Consider the following 20,369-nt stretch of genomic DNA (forward strand, 5'->3'; position numbering starts at 1 on the left):
CTTATTTACTCTTCTGTCATCGGTAAAGAAAATCGCGCAACATGCCCCAATTTAATAAAAGGCGTCATGTCTATATCTTTACCCTCAAAATTAATATTAACATTAGCGGGTGCACCCAAAACAAAGCTAAAAGGTGATTTACCCTTAATCGGCATAGTATAACCTTTTTTCTTAACGCCATTTGCGACTTCATTGCCATCACCATCAGTAATGATTAACCAACAATCGTCTGAAAACGTTAAGACTAATTCACTATCAGTTTTAACATTTGGCGTATTATTTTTTGAAGGCGTATCGTCTGGTGTTATCGTTTGCTTAAGCACTTGTGTCACGTTTTCTTCAGGCACTGAAGCTTGAATATCAGAAGGCGAGCTTATAAGTTCATTATTTTGCTCATTATTAAATGACTCATCCGGCTCTTCTGAGCGCTCATTATTGACGATTACACTCTTCGTTAACTCAATGCGAGGCGTAGTCGATTCATCATCCATATTATCGGGATCAGTCGCCTCACTAATCGCAATAGATAAATCATCAATATTTGATGTGATCGCTTCAGAGAAGTTATCTCGTTGCCACCACCACATAACAACAAAGATAATAAAAATACCAACAATAACGTAGGTTGCTAGCATTAATCTATTATCATGCGCTTCGCGCTTAGTCCGACGAGAAAAGCTCGTCATTTTAACAGGAGCCTGTTTAGGTGCGCCCGTTAATGTGTTGTAAAGTACAATAACACTTTGCTCATCGACACCATATAATCGGGCACAAGATTTTAAATAACCACGAACAAATAAAGGAGAGCCTATTTCATCAAATAAGTTGAGTTCTAATTTTTCGATAATATCGGGGCGTAAATTAAGACTATCCGCTACATCCTTATGAGACAGCTTCTGCATTTCCCGTAACTCACGCAACATCTCTCCTGGTGTAGGAATGGCTTCGGTTGTTTCAGTGGGTACATCTACATTTAATTCAGTCATTAGCGAGTTAATTCAATATAGGCTTTGGTTTGAGAAGAGTTAGGATGGTATCGAACCAATGTTTTACCGTATTTCTCAGCGGCTAAATCATCGTTCAACTTGCTTTCAATTTGAAAACCTAACCATAAGCTACGAGGTGTTAAACGGCTGGACTTTTCATAACGTTTTATATAGTTTCGAGCTTGCTCATATTCAGAAGTTGACATTGATAACTCAGCTAACTCGAGTAATGCTTTACCGTTATACGGGTCGTGATCTAATGCACGAGCAAGATAAACCAGTGCTTTATCCCGTTTGTTATTTTCGAGCATGCAAACACCTAAATTAAGATACGTTTGTGACTCTCTGATATAGGCATCTTGCTCTAAGGCTTTTAGAAAATAGATTTCAGCTTGTTCAATTTTCTGGTTTTGACAAAGAAATGCACCATAGTTATTTAATGCGTCGCCATTTGTCGGGTCTATTTCTAGCACTCTTAAATAGGCTTTATCGGCATTATCAAATTCATTAACAACCTGGTAGTAATAAGCTAAACTATAGTGAACTTCTGGCATTTCGGGCTGATGTTGCAAGGCTAAATCTAAATTATATTTAGCCTGTGAATAATTACCCGCTTTTAGATAACGTAAGCCTAAAGCCACTCGATTATGCGCAATTTCACTGGGTTTTGTTTCACGTTTAATAACACGTTCACCCGACTCCGCATAAGTTGTTTCAGTAACACAAGCAACTAAGTTTTGTAGGCAAAATAAAATTAATAAAACGGATAAAATTCTCATCATTTGTTAGTGCGCTATTGTTTTAACCGTTATAGTCTCGCCTTTTTCACGCTTTTTCAATAATCGCTTAGTTCTATCTTTTACATCACCCACTAATTGACCACAAGCCGCGTCAATATCATCGCCACGGGTTCGTCTAACAATAGTAATAATACCATGCTCTATTAGCACTTTAGCAAAGCGATCAATACGCGAGTTACTTGAGCGTGTGTACGGACTTTCAGGGTAAGGATTAAAAGGAATTAAGTTAACTTTACTAGGCGTACCTTTCAAAGTTTGAGCTAATTGGTGTGCTTGATCCATACTGTCGTTAATACCGTTGAGCATAACATACTCGACCGTAACATTTTTATTTGCTTTTGATCCATCAATATAACGGCGTGAAGCCGCTAAAAAGGCTTCTATATTATATTTTTTATTGATCGGGACGATTTCATTTCTGAGTTCGTCATCTGGTGCATGTAAAGAAATAGCTAATGCAACATCAACCTGTTCTTTTAACAAGTCGAGAGCAGGAACAACACCAGACGTGCTCACCGTAACACGGCGTTTAGACAAAGCAAAACCTAAATCATCAAGCATTAATTTGAGCGCAGGTACTAAGTTTTTCAAATTCAGTAAAGGCTCGCCCATTCCCATCATCACCACATTCGTGATAGGCCGCTCATTATTAGTGCGAACAGGACCAATATCTTTTGCTACACGCCAAACTTGACCAATGATTTCAGCAACAGACAAATTACGGTTAAAACCTTGTTGTGCAGTTGAGCAAAATGTACATTCTAATGCACAGCCCACTTGGCTAGACACACACAACGTTGCACGTTCGCCATCAGGGATCCAAACTGTTTCAACTTCTTGGCCACCCGCTAACATCATTGCATATTTAATGGTGCCATCTTCAGCTTCTTGGCGGACGCTTATTTCTGGGCCTTTAATTTCACAAAGTTCACTTAACTTCACGCGCAAATTTTTGCTTAAGTTGTTCATTTCTGAAAAGTCATCCATGCCGAAATGATAAATCCATTTCATTACTTGCTCAGCTCTGAAAGGTTTTTCACCTATGCTCGCAAAAAATGTTTTTAAACCTTCTCGGTCAAAATCGAGTAAATTTACCCGTTCTACAGATGCACTCATGAACACTCATTACCTATAAAAAAATCGCTGCAAATTGTACAGTTTTACGCCAAATTTGCAATCTTACTACGTACGACAAGAACAGAATGGCAAGGAATACGTTATAAAATGATAACGCTATGCGACTCAACCTATCATAAAAACAAAAAGGCTGCGCAGTATACCCTGCACAGCCTTTATTAGAAATTAGATTTAACAAATACTCATTGCATAAAGCAATTATTTTGTGCAAATTTCACTATCAGCAAAAAAGAAAGCGATTTCACGTGAAGCTGACTCGGGAGAATCAGAACCGTGAGCGCAATTAATTGAAACATCCTGTGCAAAATCTGCACGAATCGTTCCTCTCGCGGCTTCAGCCGGATTAGTTTTGCCCATTATTTCACGGTTTGCAACAATAGCATTTTCACCTTCCAACACTTGAACCATCACAGGCCCGGATGTCATGAAATTAATTAATTTTTCATAAAATGGCTGACCTTCGTGCTCTGCATAAAAACCTTCAACTTGCTCTTGCGTTAACTGCAGCATTTTAGCCGCAACTATCTGTAAACCGGCTGTTTCAAAACGATTATAAATATTACCAATGATATTTTTGGCGATAGCGTCTGGTTTAATAATAGATAAAGTACGTTGTATTGTCATGAGTATAAAGTCCTGTTTTCTTTATAATAAAGAGTATGCAGCAAGGGCTACTGAATTCCCTCATTCCTGATTGAACAAGTATATAGAGATGAAGTCTCTTATAAGTATAAATTTATAAAAGGCAAAGTAATTATACCGAAAACATCTAAAGATGCTAGAAACGATTTATGCTTAGCCAACCACTGAACTAACAGACTAAGCATGTAAAATATTTGTATTGGTATAAATTAGATTGAATAACATTTAACTCACATTGATTACAAAAAATAGGTGAGGTTAGACCAGAAGTAATTGAGCTAGTAGAAATCGTTCTAAGTTAGCCGTTCGAATTAAAATGATTCGGGTTCACAATATAATCTTATAGCTTTATCATTTAGTTATCTAACAATCCGCTCCACCACATAATAATTAACAAGGATTTACCATGGAACAAATCACACAATGGTTCACTAATCATCAAGATGTATTTATTGAATATGGTTTAAATATACTCGCCGCATTTGCTATTTTTATAATCGGTAAAGTTATTGCAAATGCCTGCTCTAAATTAGCACATAAAGCATTTGAACTGCGTCAAGTTGATAAAGCCGTATCTAGTTTTTTAGCTAATATCGCTTATTCATTAGTCTTTGTTGCTGCGGTATTAATGGCATTAAGCCAAATAGGGGTTGAAACAACCTCGTTTGTCGCCATTTTAGGTGCTGCCGGTTTAGCCATTGGTTTAGCGTTAAAAGATTCATTATCAAATTTCGCGTCTGGTGTTTTAATTATTACGTTTAGACCATTTAAATCAGGTGATTATATTGAAGCCGCGAGTATTGCGGGTGTCGTTGAAAAAATTGAAATATTCAGCACCACATTAAAATCACCAGATAATAAAGTCATTATTGTGCCAAATGCATCAATCACGAGTAACCCGATTACTAATTATTCACAACAAGCAACGCGCAGAATAGACATGGTCATTGGCGTTGGCTACGATGCAGATTTAAAACAAGCTAAACAAGTTTTAACTGAGCAATTAGAGAAAAACGAGAAAGTTCTTAAAGATCCAGCGTTTACCGTTGCCGTTAAAGAGCTTGGCGACAGTTCGGTCAACTTTGTTGTTCGCCCATGGGTAAACACACCTGACTATTGGCCGGTTTATTTTGAGTTAACAGAAAATATTAAACTCGCTTTAGACGAAGCAGATATCACTATTCCTTATCCACAAATGGATATCCATATTCAAAAGTAATGCTACGAGGATCGACATTATGAAACTTACCACCTTTAAAATTAGCGCATTAGCCGCTACGTTACTAGCCGCGAATGTATGTGCTGAAACTGAAGCGGAACAAAGCCCTTGGGAAGCAAGTGCTGAATTAGGCGCGATATTTACATCAGGTAATACTGAAACAACATCTGTAAAAGGTAAATTAGATGTTAAACACGAATTAGAATCGTGGAGTAACCAATATATTTTAGATGCTTTGTTTAAAGAAGATAAAGTAGATCAAGATGGCGAAAAAGTAACACAAAAAACCGCTGAACGATATTTTGCTTCTGCGCAAGGTAATTACAAATTAAATGAACAAGGTTCATCGCTATTCATTTATGGTTCGCATACCGATGATAAATTTGCGGGCGTTAGTAAATACACCACGCTTTCTGCTGGTTACGGACAACGTCTTTATAAAGATGAAACAAGCTTATTAAAAGGCGATATTGGTCCTGGTTATGTTTGGAGTCAACAACAAGATACGGTTGATGATCAAGGCAATGTTATTTCGGCCCCCACCGACACAGCAGGCATCATTCGTGCTTCAGTCGATTATAAATGGAAGATAAATAAGTTTTCTACTTTTACTCAAGCAGTGAGCGTAGAAGCCCCATTCGATAGCGACAAAAACCGACGCACAAAATCAGAAACGGGTTTTAGCGCTAAAATTAGTAATGACTTAAGCATGAAACTCGGCTTAACAATCACTAATAACTCAAAAGTTTCGTTAGGCACTGAAAAAACAGATACTGAAACATCTGTCACTGTTGTCTACGTATTCTAATTGATGACGAGCTAACCTTTTATTTGGTTAGCTCGTTTATAGTCTTCTCGCTCAGGTTTTATGGTTCATTGTCAGCGCTTACTCGCCCCAATCACATAATAGAGCATATGCTCATGGGGTCTCGAAGCTTGCCTGCATGGATGCAGGTAAGGGGCGAGAGCAGGACGCGGTAGCTTTGACGGCTTCCCCTAAAACCCGATCGCTTTGACTATATTTATACGTTACCACCCATTATATTTACCATCATCATTTTAGATCTAAGCGCTACACCAACCACGATAAAACATATCTCAAATTCACCGACAGCTAGATTAAATCAGCTAAACTATGCTGACAGCTGGCCATGCTAGTAGGCACAAGCTATTTAAGCCATCATGACCTGGTTGAACATTAACATGCAAAAAAATAGTGATGGGTAAGAGACGATACGCAAACTTGCTTTAAGGGAATTAAAATGAAGAAAATGATAAAAAACACTCTAATTTGTAGCTTAGCAACCTTACTTTCAAGCTGTGTTGTTTATCCAGAAAAAGTACATTACTTTGATAAAGATTGCGGAGTTGAATCAAAAAAATACGTACTCAAAAATGATTTAGACAAAATGCCAACGTTGAATCAATGCTCAGGCCAAGCTTGTATAGCTCAAACCTTAGGCTTAATGGGTATTTTGTCTGTTGAACTTGTCGTATCAGGCACCATTGTATTAGCCGGTAATACGGTTTACTGGGTAGAAAAACAACAAAACTGTAAAGAGAAAACAGAGTAATCAACGTTTTATTCTTACGCTTGTTTGTCATCAATTTATTGAATAATGAAATTTTTTTTTACCTGTCAGGTCTTATTATATAGCGACCTGATATATAGTAAAAAAAGCTATCTCTTATAAGGTTTTATATGACCCCTAAAGTAGCTCGTCAGGTTATTGAAAAATCAAATAATCACAGTAAGCAAACTATGAGTAATAAACAAGTAAGATACGAAGCGTTAGTGGGTGCTTATCACAAAGATATGTATCGTTATGCTTATTGGTTAACTCAAAATTCAGCCATTGCTGAAGACGTAGTGCAAGAAACTTTTTTAAGAGCATGGAAATCATTAGATAGTTTGCAAGATGAAAAAGCCGCAAAATCATGGTTAATCACCATTTTACGCCGTGAAAATGCACGCCGTTTCGAACGTAAACAATTTGAAATGGCGGAATATGAAGAACAACACATAATCGATAATAAGAGTACCTCTACAGAACAAAACATTGAGAATTATTGGTTACGTAAACAAATAGCAGCCTTAGAACCAGAATACAGAGAACCTCTATTAATGCAGGTTATTCAAGGGTTTAGCGGCGAAGAAATTGCCGACTTACTAGGGTTAAATAAAAATACTGTGATGACTCGACTTTTTAGAGCTCGTAACCAGCTTAAAGAAGCCTTAGAGTCAAAACCCAAAAATGTGAGGTTAGGATAATGGATGATTTAGAGTTTCGCCGCCAAATAATTGCCGATCCTCAATCGGCAAATGATGCACTCCAACAAGCAGCGGATCAAGACCCTGCAAAACAGCAATTGCTCGATGAAATGCTCGGTTTAGATAATAAAATACATCAAGCTTTAAATATTGATGTGCCTGAGGGGCTCGCACAACGGTTAATTTTAAAACAATCGATTGAATCTTATAAGCAACAAGAACAAAAGAAACACCGCTGGTCTTTAGGTATTGCCGCCTCAATTGCTTTTACCGCCGCATTAGGTCTAAGTGCTTGGATTTATCAACCCATTAACACATCATTTGCAGGACAATACGCCTTAGATCATTTGCACCATGAATTAAGTTATTCGGGCGTAATAGATGAACAAGTCACCCTTAATCAGGTTAACAGTAAGTTGGCTAGCTTTGGCGGTAAGTTAAAGCAACAGTTTACTCATGTGTCGTATGCAAATTTTTGCGAATTAAACGGTTTAAAATCATTACATATGGTATTAACAGGCCAACATGGACAAGTAACCGTTTTTGTTTTACCAAAAGATAATACATTAACCGAGTGGCGAGATTTCTCTGATGAACGGTTTCATGGTATTACACAACGCTTATCTCAAGCTGATTTAATTGTGATTGGTGAAAAAAATGAAAACCTTGAACAGATTAAAACTAAATTGTCAGACAATATCAGTTGGTCTATCTAATACTTGATCATAGCCGCGTCAATCTAATCACTTGATTGGCGCAATGCTTAATTCTGTTTTAACCGCCATTCTTATCTCACCACGATCAAAATAATATGATTACTCTTCACCCCAACTCAAATTAGGATCTAAACTGAGACCTAACGCACATATAAAACAAAAAGCATACATTTTTCATACAAAATAGACACCAAAAGTACATTTTTTGAACTAAGATTAGTTTAATAACCTGATGGAGGTTTATATGAGTATTACAGATGATCTCATACTAATGGGCTTAGGCGACACAGATACCGACTTTGATTTAGATGAAAATCAAAGTGAAATAGGCAGTTTATTAGAAATGACGCTTAATGATGACACACTAGATAGTACGACTAAAGCGCATATAACTGAACTGCTCAGGCAATTAAATCATTAAAGATTAAATGACTTTAGTGAGTAGCCGGAATGAATTATGTAATTATGTAATTATGTAATTATGTAATTATGTAACTATGTAACTATGTAACTATGTAACTATGTAACTATGTAAATCTAATGGTATTAATCGAACCTAGGCAGCGATCAAGCGATTTTATATAGCCAAATCAGCAAAGGTTGTTCAGTCAAACCAAATTAACTGAACAAATATGAGCTTAATTTTACTAATCGAAAAGCCATCGCATTTACAGTGTATAAAGCTTATACGGCTTTATCACGATAAACTATCTATAGTCTTCTCGCTCAGGTTTTATGGTTCATTGTCAGCGCTTACTCTCGACTTTGGCTCCTGCGTCGTTCTAACACCTAAATCCATTTAGGCGGCCCCAATCACATAGTAGAGCATATGCTCATGGCGTCTCGAAGCTTGCCTGCATGGATGCAGGTAAGGGGCGAGAGCAGGACGCGGTAGCTTTGACGGCTTTGCTTACATGGATGTAAGTACTTCGGTTTCGTCTGGAACTAGAAACCTGCCCCTAAAACCCGATCGCTTTGACTATATTACACAAGATCTCAGTTCACTAACCATATTAGGTTTGTATGACCTCAACGATACAACAATAGGCCACAAGGCCTCTTTTTACACTCAATCAATTCAGGTTCATTTTAAATAATCTGTCGTTGTAGCGCTTTACTCTATCCAGCTTTCAAGTATGGGTTTAAAAGGGGCAACCGCTTTTTCACCTATCTCAATTAGTTCTGCCGCTCGATTAAACTCTAAAATGCCGATGTGCGCTAGATTAGGTTGAATTAAAACTTCAGGCGGCTCTCCAGCTAATCTCGCTCGAGTTAACCTATCTTGCATAATATCAATTGAGCCTGCAACAACGCCCCATACATTAGGAGCAGATAAATCATGTTGCGTTTTACGTGTACGGTTCGCAAACCAATTTTTACCCGAGCCTAATAAATTAGAAAACGCGGTATGCCGATCTTTCATTTCAGGGTCAACCTCGGCGGCCATTTGTGTTTGTAACACTTGCTCAAGTGGTGATTTACCATCAGGCCGCATTTTTTTAATACCACTATTCACGTTAACCGCAATAATATGAGTTGCACCCATTGCACGGCATAAAGAAACAGGAACGGGGTTAACAACGGCACCGTCAATCAACCAATGGTCATCCAACAAATAAGGCGCTAGCACACCTGGCATTGCACATGAGGCACGTACGGCATCAACTAACCTACCCGATTGCAACCAATGTTCTCGTCCGGTGTAAAGTTCAGTCGCCAGTGTCGCAAAAGGAATATCACAATCTTGTATATTAAGATCACCAATCATTTGTTGGAAATGGCTAAAGACTTTTTCACCTGCAACTAATCCACCGCGGTTAACACCCCAATCTAATAACTTAACAATTCGCCAAGAGTCCATAGACGTCGCCCATTGCGATATCTCGTCAAATTTTCCCGCGGCAAGCGCACCTCCAACCAAAGATCCCATCGAACAACCCACAATCACATCAGGTTTGACCCCCATTTCATGTAGAGCATTGATAATTCCGATGTGAGTCCAGCCTTTAGCAGCCCCACTTCCTAAAACTAAACCAATTTTTTTTGTTTTATTTGTCATAACTTACTAAGCTTGTATTAACAATTACGCTATGTTTTTACATATCTTTTGTGTATCTTACAATAAATGATGTTTCGTAAACTTAGATTTACGGTATTTTTTACAACGATGTAACAAGGTCAGGTCTATTAATGTTTTTTTACGCCGCTCGGCAGCCTATATTTGATCAAAATAAGCAATTATATGCCTATGAATTGCTATTTCGTGACAGCCTAGAGAATGTATTCCCGAATGTAGATGGTGATCTAGCGACTTCAAAAATAATAGAAGCCAGTCAATTCAACCTTGGGTTAGAAGATTTCACCGGCCAATACCCTGCTTTTATTAATTTCTCACAGGAATTACTACTCAAAAACTTTCCGTTGTTATTACCTAAAGAACAGGTTGTTATCGAAATATTAGAAACAGCCAGGCCCACTAAAAGCTTATTAAGAGCGGTGCAAGATCTAAAAGAAAAAGGCTACACAATTGCCCTAGACGATTATGAACACGAATCGGTTTGGTTACATTTTTTTCCATATATCGATATCATTAAAATCGACTTTAGAGCCTGCACTAAAGAACAAATGCTAACCACATTTAAAGCCGCATCAAAATACTCAATCGAGATGCTCGCCGAAAAAGTAGAAACGTATGAAGAATACAACGACGCCATCGAAATGGGCTTTACCCTTTTCCAAGGGTACTTTTTCAGTGAACCTGAAGTCATGCAAAGTAAAGCGCTCGCACCTTCACAGATGAGCTTAGCTGAACTACTTTACGAGTCATCTAAATCTGAAATGGAACTAGATGGAATTATTACTATTTTTGAGCGAGATGTAACGCTCTCTTATAAACTACTCAGATATGCAAACTCAGCCATATTTAAACGCAGTAAAGAAATATCAACTATTCGACAAGCTTTAGTTGTATTAGGGCAAGAAGAGCTCAAACGATTTTTAGCGTTATTATTTACCGCTCAAGTAAACTCAAATAAACCGGCTGAATTAATTCGCCTTTCAATGTGCCGTGCTAATTTTTGTGACGCTATTGCTAAATCGCATAGCCAACTACTTGATCCATCAACCGGATTTTTAGCCGGCATGTTATCTTTAATGGACGCAATATTAGATGAGCCCATGGATAGCGTGATGACAAAGCTGCCACTGGCTCAAGATATAAAAGACGCCTTAGTAGATCGTACTGGCTTATTAGCAGAATATATCGATTTAATTTGTCATTATGAAAAAGCAGAATGGGTTGAAGCTAATGAAATTGTTGAAAAATTAAAGCTTGATGCCAAGAAGATCCCCGATTTTTATCATCAATCAGTACAATGGGCAAACGAACATATGAGCGAATTACAGTAACTCTAAAGTTACGATTAAAGGCTCTAAACCTTTAATCGTATGCACCCTTAGACTTTATAAATCACTCTCTAAACATAAAAAAGTGGGAGGGGTTTAAAATAATAAAAACCGATAATCATTCCTGAATATCGGTTTTTTTTATGTTTAATATTAATTTTTGTTACTTGGCTTATTGTGCAAATTCCAGTTTCGCCTTTTGCTATTTTTGCTTATTTAAAGCCAATATACTTAAACAATCTGCACTCTGGATAACAAATCGGCACATGCGTTGAAACACCTACATCACAAATACGGCCGTCGTTAATGCCGGTACAGAGACGTGCTGACCATTCACTTGATGCTTTTCAATTAAACGCTTATCAACCCCTTGCTGCTGAATCGGATGCAACCGATAACCAGAGTTACCCACATCGACCGTTTTACGTTCTGCACTATTATTAAAAATAACAACGATTTTTTCAAAATTAGCATCCAAATCAAGCGCAAAGTCACTATCATCCAACTGCATCGCGATCACGCCAATTTGTTGCTCTGGCCCCGTATTTAAAAAACTAACTCGCTGGTTAATATCTTCTGCGGTGCGTAATCTAAATAAAATAGAGCTCATGCGCACCGAAATATACTCAGCAAAAACATCTGAAGAATATTGAATTTGCGCCGGCGTAACGTGATCTCGGCCTTCATTTTTCTTTAATAACGTTGAGATCATTGGCCAATTATCTTTATCTTTCACAGCAGGCGGTAAACCTACGTCATAGTTGTTAGTTTGCTTACTAAAATCGACTGCATTAAACCAATCACCGTAATCGTAACTATCTCGCAAAAATGATTTTGAACGCAGTAACTCTTGCCCCATATGTAAAAATGGAATCCCTTGCGACATTAATGGATACGAAATTGACAACAGCTGCATACGAACACGATCTTCACTCGAGACATGATAAGCAATCCGATATTGATTATTATCCCATAAACTCTGATTATCATGCTTCGATACATAATTAATAGAATCAGCAGGGTCTAACGCATAACCCGTCGGCGCTCCGCCATAATTAATATCAGCCCCTGTTACACGTTTGCCCTCAGCATTTATTAACGGAAACGTAGCTAAATTAGCCGCCAACCCAACTCTAGCTTGATCCATTGATAAATAATATTCACTTTTAGAATCTACCGCTTTTGATAGATCATTTGGGATCGTATACAAGCCATTCGATATTCCTTGCCATTTACGCAACCAAACACCACCATCAAACGGTGCTCCACCTCGAATAGCATCACGCATTCGGTCCGTAAACGTACCTATTTCAGAGCCAGCGAGCTGTAATTGTGCCGCTTGCTCAAATTGTTTATCGTTCGCAACTTCACCAAAGTTCCAACCTTCACCATAAAAGTAGTTATCGGGATCAACAGCAAGCACTCGCTCACGAGCTGCTAGCATGGCACTCTTAGGCTGATGCCCCATTAAATCAAATCTAAAACCATCAATTTTATACTCTCGGGCCCAAACTTCGAGTGAGTCAATCATGAGTTTAGCCATCATAGCGCGTTCAGTTGCCGTATTATCACAGCAGGTAGATTGCTCAATCGCACCTGAATCCGGATTTAAGCGGTAATAATAATTAGGCACTAATTTATCTAAAACAGATTTAGAATTTAATCCTGCTTGAAAAGTATGGTTGTAAACCACATCCATGATCACTCTAAAACCCATACCATGAATACTTTGAACCATTTCTCTGAATTCAACGAGTCGGCTAATCCCGTCAGAATCAAGTGCGTATGAGCCTTCCGGTACCGTATAATGAAATGGGTCGTAGCCCCAGTTATAACCATCATGCTGACGAATATCTTCAATTACAGCTTGAGCATCTGTCCCCCGAACATCATAACGGGCTAATAATTTAGCCACCGATTGTTGCTTATTAACTTGAGGATCGTGACACACCGCTTGCTTAGGTACAATTGCACATAACTTGCTAACGGGATCAAGCAAATCAATCACTTGTTTTGGATCTTCATTAACCGACCCTATATCAAAAGTAGGTAATAAATGAATGTTATTTAAACCCGCTTTTTTAAGCATTTTTAAATGCTTGATGCCATCACTATTTTGTTCAGAAAAGGCTTTATATTTACCTCGATAATCCACCGATGAAAGTGCCTTGTCGGATGCACTGAAATCACGAATATGTAATTCATATAATAAATTATCTTCGGGGGCATCAATATCCGGTACGTGATGTTGCACCCAACCTGGCGGTTGAGTGTCAATGTCAGCTAAGTTGACTACCTGACTGTAAAGACTATTGGTCGATAAGCTTAATGAATAAGGATCGGTAGTAATTAAAGTTTCAATTTTTTGCGTTTCAGGATGCCAAACCGTAACACGATATTGATAAAAAGCCCGATTGAGGTTTTTACCCCCCACCGCTCGCCACACTCCCGATTTAGGATCTTCTTTCATCGGTAAACGCGAAGGTGAGTTAAGCGCTTGTTTATCTTTATCAAATAACAGCACTTCTACATGTTGTGCCGTGGGTGCCCATACCGCAAAAGAAACAGAATCAGCCAAAACCACAGCCCCTAAATCACTGACTTCATCAGCATCACTTTGCCCTGCAGTATATAAGTCGTCGATGACACCACCGGTTTGCAAACGAGATACCGCAATCACCTGGTTTTGCGCATTAGTTTGCACCAATAAAGCCGAACCTTTTAAAATCGCTTTAGCTTGTTCAGCCCGCAGATCTAATTTAAAAGCCTTAAAATCATTTAAATGCGTTAATGTATTTAAAAAAAGCGGTCTATCTTCAATTGATTCTAACCGAATAACCTTGTCGCCTTGATTGGCTGTTTTTAGTGAAGATAAGCTTAAAGCTTGTTCAGTATCATAAAACAAAGCAATGTGCTTGGTTTCCGCTTTAGGTTTTAACAAAACGAGCTCGCGTTGTAACCAATGGGCATCGGTTTTGATACTTAAATCATCGGTAACAAAATGAGCAGTAAATAGGTTTGAGGTTGAGTTTTCACAAGCCGTTAATGGCGTGAGTAGCATTAACAAGATAGCAGCAAATCGCATGCAACTATGCTCCATAAAATAAATGAGATACCAGAGAATGGTAGATAATGGCAGGAAACGCAAAACACATACGTATGCATGCTGCAAAATTGTTAATAATAGTAATCACCGTTAATAAGTGATTAAAGTTAGCGTGGGAAAAGCGTGAAAAAAAAGCAAAAAATTGAGCTAAATTTTGACTCTAGCCGTTAATTTTTGTCCTTCCCTGTTAGCGGAACGGTTAGCGTAAACCGTTATTAACAACATAATGCTATCGCCTCCTGATTTGCATTGTACTTAATCATTAAAATTTAGTACCAACACGTTTGCGTTACATCAACTCCGGTGTGCGTTTTTGCCGATTTTTCACCTAACGAAGTTAATTGAATTTTATAACACGCATCATCATGTTTTTGCGCATGAACAGCCGTTGCGTATAAATTAAAAGACCGCTGCAAATCATCAGATTCAATGCTAATGGTATAAAACCCATTATTTAACACATAACTATTTTCGATTTTAGTATCTGCACCAAAAACACTTTTTAACTTCAGCGTATATTGATAATGCTCGCTGTAATACTCTTGTTGTAAATTGGCTAACCGCGTTAGCTCTCTTAACGCATCCGTACGATAAACCTGTAACCAATAATGTTGATAAGAGGGTATAGCCAACGTTAATAATATAGACAGAATTGCACATGAAACGAGTAATTCAACCAACGTAAAACCCGTTGGTTTTATTCTATTTTTAAATATTTTCATCACGGTAAATACTTAATGCTGATTTGAGCATGAGATTGTGATTGCAGATTATTTAATTGAGTTTCGACCATCATATTATACTGAGCACAGGCAACCTGAGTATCATTTGCATATTTTGTATGCGGGCAATGAGAAGGCGAATCTGAGATAGGATCTAAATACGATTGGCTATTAGACTGCTTAAGGTTAATGACATCAATCGGTTTTAATTGCATTATTAAACGACTGTATTCGTTAGTTTGTACTTCAATAATACTTTCATTAATTGCGCCATGTGAGACCGAGACGAGTTGAGCTTGCTTAGCAAAAGCGGTCGCAATTTTATTATCCAACACCGTATTTTGCATCAACGTAACCGAAAGCGTAGTCAGCACAAGCATCAACACCAAAGCTAAAACTAAAGCAGCTCCTTTTGTATTTTTCATTCATCATCCTTGATGGTTAATAATATTCACCGTTTTAGTCAGTAATAAACGACGATAAGCATTTGCTAAAAAGCTACCCGCTTTAAAACGTATTACTTTGCTGCCCAAGTCATAAGATAAATGAACCGAGTCTCCGATTCTGGGTTCCGCTAAAATCGTACGCGCCAAGACAAAAATTTTAATGGCTTTTATACGGCTGTTTGCATTTTGCCAATCATTCCAAGTTAGGTTTTCCGCTTTATAAAAGCTATTAATATTGCCATCCGCATCACTATCAATGCCATACAAAAAACCAATATGTTCGATACCTTCAACTAAAGGCTGCGCTTTTAACATCCCCTTAGCACGTGACGATTTCTCCGCTTTATATAAATACTTACGTTTAAGTACCGGAATTACCACATCACGATTTTCAGCATACGGTAGATGTTCATTTTCAACGTAATAAACATAATGTTGATATTCACCGATGCGCCCATTTATTTGAGTATCATCATAAAATAAAGGTATTGTATCGTTACCCGCAAAAATAATAGCCTCATTGCTTTTTGCTAACATGTAAAACCGACTCGGCATTAATTGCTTTTGAACCGCAAACGATGCAGACCAATGATGGGCTATCATGCGTTTAATTTGAATCACATCACTTTGAGGTTTCGCTTTTTTAATACAGTTATTCAGCAATTTATCTCCGCGCTTTTTTTCAGCCCCCCAAACCGTGATAAATCCATTTTCACTTGCTGAGTTAACAAAAGTTCCATGAGGATTAACAAGGTGAGGTAAACGAATACAATCATTTTTAACGGCTTTCATCGCCACTTTATGATTGCCATTTAAAGCACTTAACAAACGAACCGGTTTTCCGCCAGCGGTCGCCTGTAAATTCAGGTCATGCCCCGTATAAGGCCCCCAATACCCGATCATTTGAATATCTTGACTTAAAAAATTCAGTGCTAACTGCGCATTTTCTTGCAGCTCGGCACGTTGGGTTGTTTCGTTGATCGTTTCATCCGAAACAATCAACACATTAATAATGCCAATAAACACTAAACTAGAAATAACTAAACTGACTAACAATTCAGTTAAAGTAAACCCACGAAAATAGCGCATCAAGATAAGCTTAAATAAGAACGAATCGCGACATGCCGACGATAAGGCAAATCAACATCAACTAAGTCACAAGCCTTAACATCTTGAACTGCAGAATTCATTTTAAAACTGCCACGCCAACTCACAACAATGGTGACTAACGCATTTGATTTAATGTGAATACAAGCTCTGGGCAAAGCGAGCCCGGTTGCACGACCAAACTCACCTTGGCCAAGCAACAAATTATTCCATAACGCTTTATCATAAGCGGTCATTTGATCAGCGCTACAATTTTCATTTACACAAGAGTAAGTCACAGGCATGGCTTGTAAGCCATAATCGACGGCTTGATAATTATAACGTTGTGTAACATTGAGCTGTATGCGAGCAAGCATGTCTTGAGCTAACTGCATCGCAATCACGCGTTGAGTGGCATCTAAACTTTGTTGTTTAGCCGTTGCTTGTAACGAAATAGTGCTGATTAAACCAACAGCCGTTAGCATCAGCGCAATAAGCAATTCGATCAGTGAATATCCTTTCACATTTACATCCATTCATTCATCCGTTGAAAGTAAGATCAACTCTAGACAGTAATTAGCACTTTATCCACTTACAATAAAAAATATTATTTAGACTCGATAACACTTTAAGATTTTAGTTTATTTAATTGGTTGTTTTTTAGACTATTTCACTTTCTAAAATCACTAAGCTGAACCATACTTAAAATATCTTATTTATTAGATATTCAAGTCACTTCAAGGTAAATAATGAAGTGACAATGGCATAACCTATGGAGTTCAATTAATGAAATTTCGCAGTTTAGGTTTTAGCTTAATCGAGCTAATGGTAACACTCGCTATTATGGGGATCGCTATCACGTTAGCTTTACCCTCTTTAAGCGCGACATTCACACAAAGTTCAGTCAATTCAGGCACCCGAGCACTCAGTAAAGATCTTATTTATGCACGCGGCATGGCGATTAGCAATCAATTACCCGTAGTGGTTTGTCACCTATCGGGCACCACTTGTAGTGATGACAATTGGAAAGAAGGTTACACCATTTTTTTAGACAACAATGGTGATGGCGAATACGACTCGGCTACTGAAAGCAAACTACGCATTAATGAAGATTTTACTTACGGAACTCTTAGCATCAGCAACGGTGCAAACGAAGTTGTTTTTAATGCCGCAGGGCAAGTTAACACCAGTGTTATTTTTACTTACTGCCCTAACATTGAAAAAACCTATGCAAGAGGTGTGGTTATAAACCAAATGGGCCGCGCAAAAATGACACAAGATTATGATGGTGATAGTTTAGATGAAAGCAGCCCCTCTAATAATGATTCACACTTAACCTGCACTTAACCTGAATCAGCCTCTTTTTTCCCTCTACTCCCTAATGACTGCAACGTGTTTATGCAACTTGTTGCAGTCATTTAGGCACGGCTAGTCAGCCATTAATACTGAAGTGTATTAACCGTAATGATAAATTATTACCACCAAGTATAAAGTCTCGTAGATAATGACTAAAAAGGTGTGATAGATTAACCCATGTTTTATTCATGAATGCCCTAATCAATAGGGATAAATCACAACAAGCAAAGTAGAACAACAATCAATGAGCACTTCTGATAAAAATAAAAAACCAACAATAAAAGATGTAGCGGCTCTCGCAGGAGTTTCTGCCATGACGGTAACCCGCGCACTTCAGCCAAACAGCAGTATTAGTGAAAAAACGAAAACGAAAGTACTTTGGGCTGTTAAAGCGCTTAATTACAAACCGAATATCTCTGCTCGGCGCTTATCGAGTTCTCGTTCATATTTTGTTGGTTTACTTTATATAAAACCGGACGGTTCTTATGTGGGTGAATTCATTATTGATGCGCTTAAAGCCAGTCGTAAACATGGCTTTCATTTAATCAGTGAAGAATACAGCAGTTCTGGCGGTATGAGTCCGTTGTATTTAGTGGATAAATTAATAGAAGATACTAATTTAGACGCTGTTATTTTAATTCCGCCATTATGTGACGATCTTGAACTTTTGCATCATTTAAAGCACAAAGAAATGCCTTTTGTTCGTGTATCCCCTAATGTTGAATTAACCTTAAGCCCTTTTGTTTGTATTAACGATTATGATGCCGCTTATGAAATGACACAATTTTTAATAAACCAAGGGCATACCCAAATTGCATTTATTCAAGGCGCGAGTAGTTTAAAAAACAGCTTGTCACGGCAACAAGGTTTTTTAGATGCGATGCAAGCGAACGAACTATCGGTGCCAGCTGAATTCATCCAACCGGGCAACTTTACTTATCAGTCTGGCTTTTCTGCCGCACACAATTTATTTGAATTAACGAATAGGCCAACGGCAATTTTTGCGGCAAATGATGATATGGCATCGGCAACAATAGCCTGTGCTCATAAATTTGGCATTACCGTGCCAGACGACTTATCAGTTGTGGGTTTTGATAATACCTATATCGCTAAGCAAATGTGGCCAGCCTTAACCACAGTAGAGCAACCACTCGACTTGATTAGTGATAAGGTACTTGAACTTATAGCCCATCATGATTTAAGCAGCGATGGCGAGACACTGCAAAAATTTGAGCTACCGTTTAAACTTATCGAGCGCGATTCTGTGCGTAATTTAAAAACCGTCCCGTCATCATAAATAAAAAAGAGAAAAAAGAGCTTTTCACACTAACATCTATCTCACTTCAACGATGCTTAAACACAAAAAATTAAGCTGTCATTAACTCAATAGTTAACGACAGCTTTATACTCAAGACACGATAAAATGCAGGTTCCTGCGGTAATTTAAATTGCTTTATTCATTTGGATAAACCACGCCCAATTTAGCACGAATCGTATCCATAACCTTTAAGCTCGATAATGTGCGCTGATGCGTCATCAAACTGCTTTCGAGCTTGCCTGCGCGCAAACAGGCTTCCACTTCTTTTATTTCATATTCAAAACCATTAACTTCAAACGGCTTGTCTATCGTTACATTTTCACTCTCAGTCTGTAAGGTCGCTGTTGCTGTATCCCAAAACATCGGGTGAATACGTATATGGCCTTTAGTGCCGTATATCGTTAAATCATTGATCGTTTGCGTATTAAAGTTACAAACAAATTGGGTTGCAGTGCCACTTGGGTATTTCAAATTAACGAGGCACATTTCATCAACGCCCGTCTTTGCAACCAAACCATCACACGTGATTTCACAATCATCTTGCTGATGAAACCACTGGCTCGTCGCAACATTATAAATACCCATGTCTAATAACACACCACCGGCGAGATCCGGGTTATAATAACGATCGGCTTCATCTTTTGGCACATTAAAACCAAAACTAGACGTGATAAGTTTCACATCACCTATTTTATTATCACTTAACCATTGATTAACTTGCTCATAAATAGGCAAAAATAGAGTCCACATGCCTTCCATTAAAAAGACACTTTTTTCTCTGGCAAGCTCAATTAACGCTTCACTTTGTTTAACGTTAATTGTCATGGGCTTTTCAACTAACACCGCTTTACCGGCCATGATGCATTGCTTAGCCGTTTCAAAATGAAACATATGAGGAGTTGCAATATACACAACATCCACTAATGGGTCGGCTAACAAATCAGCATAAGATTGATAAGCAACAGCGGCATGATATTGCTGAGCAAAAGCCTTGCCCCGATTAACATCACGACTCGCAACCGCATACAACTCGCCAACGTCTTCTGCCTCTAAAGCTTGTGCAAATCGATGCGCTATACGCCCTGGGCCAATGATTCCCCATTGTGTTTTTTGTGTCATAACAACTTTACCTTAATATATACTCAAGTCACTTGGGTA

At 38.2% G+C, this 20,369-nt stretch carries 20 protein-coding genes; 9 read left to right on the forward strand and 11 right to left on the reverse strand.

The features are described from left to right. Nucleotides 1-5: 5 nt before the first annotated feature. The 4 genes from DPX34_RS01925 to ndk form a co-directional block, all read right to left on the reverse strand. Entirely contained in the window at nt 6-986 is a 981-nt protein-coding gene (locus tag DPX34_RS01925) for a RodZ domain-containing protein (RefSeq protein WP_111976709.1), read from the reverse strand. Beyond that, nucleotides 986-1,768 (reverse strand): type IV pilus biogenesis/stability protein PilW, encoded by a 783-nt coding sequence (gene pilW, locus DPX34_RS01930; protein ID WP_111976710.1) that lies wholly within the window; start codon nt 1,766-1,768, stop codon nt 986-988. Before pilW ends, DPX34_RS01925 begins: the two co-directional genes overlap by 1 nt. Before the next feature lie 3 nt (nt 1,769-1,771). Beyond that, nucleotides 1,772-2,902, reverse strand: a complete 1,131-nt coding sequence (gene rlmN, locus DPX34_RS01935; RefSeq protein ID WP_111976711.1) for a dual-specificity RNA methyltransferase RlmN — start codon at nt 2,900-2,902, stop codon at nt 1,772-1,774. 219 nt (nt 2,903-3,121) lie between these two features. Continuing rightward, nucleotides 3,122-3,547 (reverse strand): nucleoside-diphosphate kinase, encoded by a 426-nt coding sequence (gene ndk / locus DPX34_RS01940; protein ID WP_111976712.1) that lies wholly within the window; start codon nt 3,545-3,547, stop codon nt 3,122-3,124. A gap of 424 nt (nt 3,548-3,971) precedes the next feature. Here ndk and DPX34_RS01945 point away from each other — a divergent pair, with 424 nt between their 5' ends. The 6 genes from DPX34_RS01945 to DPX34_RS21670 all read left to right on the forward strand — a co-directional run bounded on the left by DPX34_RS01945 (nt 3,972) and on the right by DPX34_RS21670 (nt 8,193). Further along, nucleotides 3,972-4,784 (forward strand): mechanosensitive ion channel family protein, encoded by an 813-nt coding sequence (locus DPX34_RS01945; protein ID WP_111976713.1) that lies wholly within the window; start codon nt 3,972-3,974, stop codon nt 4,782-4,784. A gap of 19 nt (nt 4,785-4,803) precedes the next feature. Continuing rightward, a complete protein-coding gene (locus DPX34_RS01950; RefSeq protein ID WP_232824621.1) occupies nt 4,804-5,592 on the forward strand; it encodes a DUF481 domain-containing protein in 789 nt (262 codons plus the stop codon). 454 nt (nt 5,593-6,046) lie between these two features. Further along, complete coding sequence (locus tag DPX34_RS01955; RefSeq protein ID WP_111976714.1) at nt 6,047-6,358, forward strand: hypothetical protein; 312 nt, start codon at nt 6,047-6,049, stop codon at nt 6,356-6,358. A gap of 188 nt (nt 6,359-6,546) precedes the next feature. Next, nucleotides 6,547-7,056 carry a sigma-70 family RNA polymerase sigma factor gene (locus tag DPX34_RS01960; protein WP_232824627.1) on the forward strand — a complete coding sequence of 170 codons (510 nt, stop codon included), beginning with the start codon at nt 6,547-6,549 and terminating at the stop codon, nt 7,054-7,056. Further along, the gene (locus tag DPX34_RS01965; RefSeq protein ID WP_111976716.1) at nt 7,056-7,772 is read left to right on the forward strand and encodes a DUF3379 family protein; all 717 of its coding nucleotides are present in this window, start codon (nt 7,056-7,058) and stop codon (nt 7,770-7,772) included. The genes DPX34_RS01960 and DPX34_RS01965 overlap by 1 nt, the downstream gene beginning before the upstream one ends. Before the next feature lie 244 nt (nt 7,773-8,016). After that, entirely contained in the window at nt 8,017-8,193 is a 177-nt protein-coding gene (locus tag DPX34_RS21670; RefSeq protein WP_157964589.1) for a hypothetical protein, read from the forward strand. Between the two features lie 693 nt (nt 8,194-8,886). On the opposite strand, the gene rssA is transcribed toward DPX34_RS21670, so the two are convergent. After that, on the reverse strand, nt 8,887-9,831 hold the full coding sequence (gene rssA / locus DPX34_RS01970; RefSeq protein WP_111976717.1) for a patatin-like phospholipase RssA: 945 nt from the start codon (nt 9,829-9,831) through the stop codon (nt 8,887-8,889). A 131-nt stretch (nt 9,832-9,962) separates the two neighbouring features. Between rssA and DPX34_RS01975 the strand changes: the two genes are divergently transcribed. Next, a complete protein-coding gene (locus DPX34_RS01975; protein WP_111976718.1) occupies nt 9,963-11,180 on the forward strand; it encodes an EAL and HDOD domain-containing protein in 1,218 nt (405 codons plus the stop codon). Nucleotides 11,181-11,457: 277 nt separating this feature from the next. Here DPX34_RS01975 and pulA read toward each other — a convergent pair whose 3' ends face one another. The 5 genes from pulA to pilV all read right to left on the reverse strand — a co-directional run bounded on the left by pulA (nt 11,458) and on the right by pilV (nt 17,073). Further along, nucleotides 11,458-14,262 carry a pullulanase-type alpha-1,6-glucosidase gene (gene pulA / locus DPX34_RS01980; protein WP_157964590.1) on the reverse strand — a complete coding sequence of 935 codons (2,805 nt, stop codon included), beginning with the start codon at nt 14,260-14,262 and terminating at the stop codon, nt 11,458-11,460. A gap of 290 nt (nt 14,263-14,552) precedes the next feature. Beyond that, nucleotides 14,553-15,005, reverse strand: a complete 453-nt coding sequence (locus DPX34_RS01985; protein WP_111976719.1) for a type IV pilin protein — start codon at nt 15,003-15,005, stop codon at nt 14,553-14,555. Then, nucleotides 15,005-15,430, reverse strand: coding sequence for a PilX N-terminal domain-containing pilus assembly protein (locus tag DPX34_RS01990; RefSeq protein ID WP_111976720.1), 426 nt, complete (start codon nt 15,428-15,430; stop codon nt 15,005-15,007). Before DPX34_RS01990 ends, DPX34_RS01985 begins: the two co-directional genes overlap by 1 nt. Before the next feature lie 3 nt (nt 15,431-15,433). Continuing rightward, a complete protein-coding gene (locus DPX34_RS01995; RefSeq protein ID WP_111976721.1) occupies nt 15,434-16,540 on the reverse strand; it encodes a PilW family protein in 1,107 nt (368 codons plus the stop codon). After that, nucleotides 16,540-17,073, reverse strand: a complete 534-nt coding sequence (gene pilV, locus DPX34_RS02000) for a type IV pilus modification protein PilV (protein ID WP_111976722.1) — start codon at nt 17,071-17,073, stop codon at nt 16,540-16,542. The genes DPX34_RS01995 and pilV overlap by 1 nt, the downstream gene beginning before the upstream one ends. A gap of 250 nt (nt 17,074-17,323) precedes the next feature. Between pilV and DPX34_RS02005 the strand changes: the two genes are divergently transcribed. Next, nucleotides 17,324-17,884: a GspH/FimT family pseudopilin gene (locus DPX34_RS02005; RefSeq protein WP_111976749.1), complete on the forward strand. Its 561-nt coding sequence runs from the start codon at nt 17,324-17,326 to the stop codon at nt 17,882-17,884. A 253-nt stretch (nt 17,885-18,137) separates the two neighbouring features. Further along, nucleotides 18,138-19,190 (forward strand): LacI family DNA-binding transcriptional regulator, encoded by a 1,053-nt coding sequence (locus DPX34_RS02010; RefSeq protein WP_111976723.1) that lies wholly within the window; start codon nt 18,138-18,140, stop codon nt 19,188-19,190. A 156-nt stretch (nt 19,191-19,346) separates the two neighbouring features. On the opposite strand, the gene DPX34_RS02015 is transcribed toward DPX34_RS02010, so the two are convergent. Continuing rightward, on the reverse strand, nt 19,347-20,330 hold the full coding sequence (locus DPX34_RS02015) for a Gfo/Idh/MocA family protein (RefSeq protein ID WP_111976724.1): 984 nt from the start codon (nt 20,328-20,330) through the stop codon (nt 19,347-19,349). Nucleotides 20,331-20,369: the final 39 nt, after the last annotated feature.

It is taken from the genome of Algibacillus agarilyticus (assembly GCF_003286125.1).
GTDB lineage: Bacteria > Pseudomonadota > Gammaproteobacteria > Enterobacterales > Alteromonadaceae > Algibacillus > Algibacillus agarilyticus.

Bases quoted from the DNA above. Each gene is read 5' to 3' on its own strand.
- DPX34_RS02010 (WP_111976723.1), top strand. From the start codon at position 18,138: ATGAGCACTTCTGATAAAAATAAAAAACCAACAATAAAAGATGTAGCG.
- DPX34_RS01995 (WP_111976721.1), bottom strand. From the start codon at position 16,540: ATGCGCTATTTTCGTGGGTTTACTTTAACTGAATTGTTAGTCAGTTTA.
- rssA (WP_111976717.1), bottom strand. From the start codon at position 9,831: ATGACAAATAAAACAAAAAAAATTGGTTTAGTTTTAGGAAGTGGGGCT.
- DPX34_RS01990 (WP_111976720.1), bottom strand. From the start codon at position 15,430: ATGAAAAATACAAAAGGAGCTGCTTTAGTTTTAGCTTTGGTGTTGATG.
- rlmN (WP_111976711.1), bottom strand. From the start codon at position 2,902: ATGAGTGCATCTGTAGAACGGGTAAATTTACTCGATTTTGACCGAGAA.
- pulA (WP_157964590.1), bottom strand. From the start codon at position 14,262: ATGCGATTTGCTGCTATCTTGTTAATGCTACTCACGCCATTAACGGCT.
- DPX34_RS02015 (WP_111976724.1), bottom strand. From the start codon at position 20,330: ATGACACAAAAAACACAATGGGGAATCATTGGCCCAGGGCGTATAGCG.
- DPX34_RS02005 (WP_111976749.1), top strand. From the start codon at position 17,324: ATGAAATTTCGCAGTTTAGGTTTTAGCTTAATCGAGCTAATGGTAACA.
- DPX34_RS01975 (WP_111976718.1), top strand. From the start codon at position 9,963: ATGTTTTTTTACGCCGCTCGGCAGCCTATATTTGATCAAAATAAGCAA.
- DPX34_RS01955 (WP_111976714.1), top strand. From the start codon at position 6,047: ATGAAGAAAATGATAAAAAACACTCTAATTTGTAGCTTAGCAACCTTA.
- DPX34_RS01965 (WP_111976716.1), top strand. From the start codon at position 7,056: ATGGATGATTTAGAGTTTCGCCGCCAAATAATTGCCGATCCTCAATCG.
- DPX34_RS01945 (WP_111976713.1), top strand. From the start codon at position 3,972: ATGGAACAAATCACACAATGGTTCACTAATCATCAAGATGTATTTATT.
- DPX34_RS01985 (WP_111976719.1), bottom strand. From the start codon at position 15,005: ATGAAAATATTTAAAAATAGAATAAAACCAACGGGTTTTACGTTGGTT.
- DPX34_RS01950 (WP_232824621.1), top strand. From the start codon at position 4,804: ATGAAACTTACCACCTTTAAAATTAGCGCATTAGCCGCTACGTTACTA.
- ndk (WP_111976712.1), bottom strand. From the start codon at position 3,547: ATGACAATACAACGTACTTTATCTATTATTAAACCAGACGCTATCGCC.
- DPX34_RS21670 (WP_157964589.1), top strand. From the start codon at position 8,017: ATGAGTATTACAGATGATCTCATACTAATGGGCTTAGGCGACACAGAT.
- DPX34_RS01960 (WP_232824627.1), top strand. From the start codon at position 6,547: ATGAGTAATAAACAAGTAAGATACGAAGCGTTAGTGGGTGCTTATCAC.
- pilW (WP_111976710.1), bottom strand. From the start codon at position 1,768: ATGATGAGAATTTTATCCGTTTTATTAATTTTATTTTGCCTACAAAAC.
- DPX34_RS01925 (WP_111976709.1), bottom strand. From the start codon at position 986: ATGACTGAATTAAATGTAGATGTACCCACTGAAACAACCGAAGCCATT.
- pilV (WP_111976722.1), bottom strand. From the start codon at position 17,073: ATGGATGTAAATGTGAAAGGATATTCACTGATCGAATTGCTTATTGCG.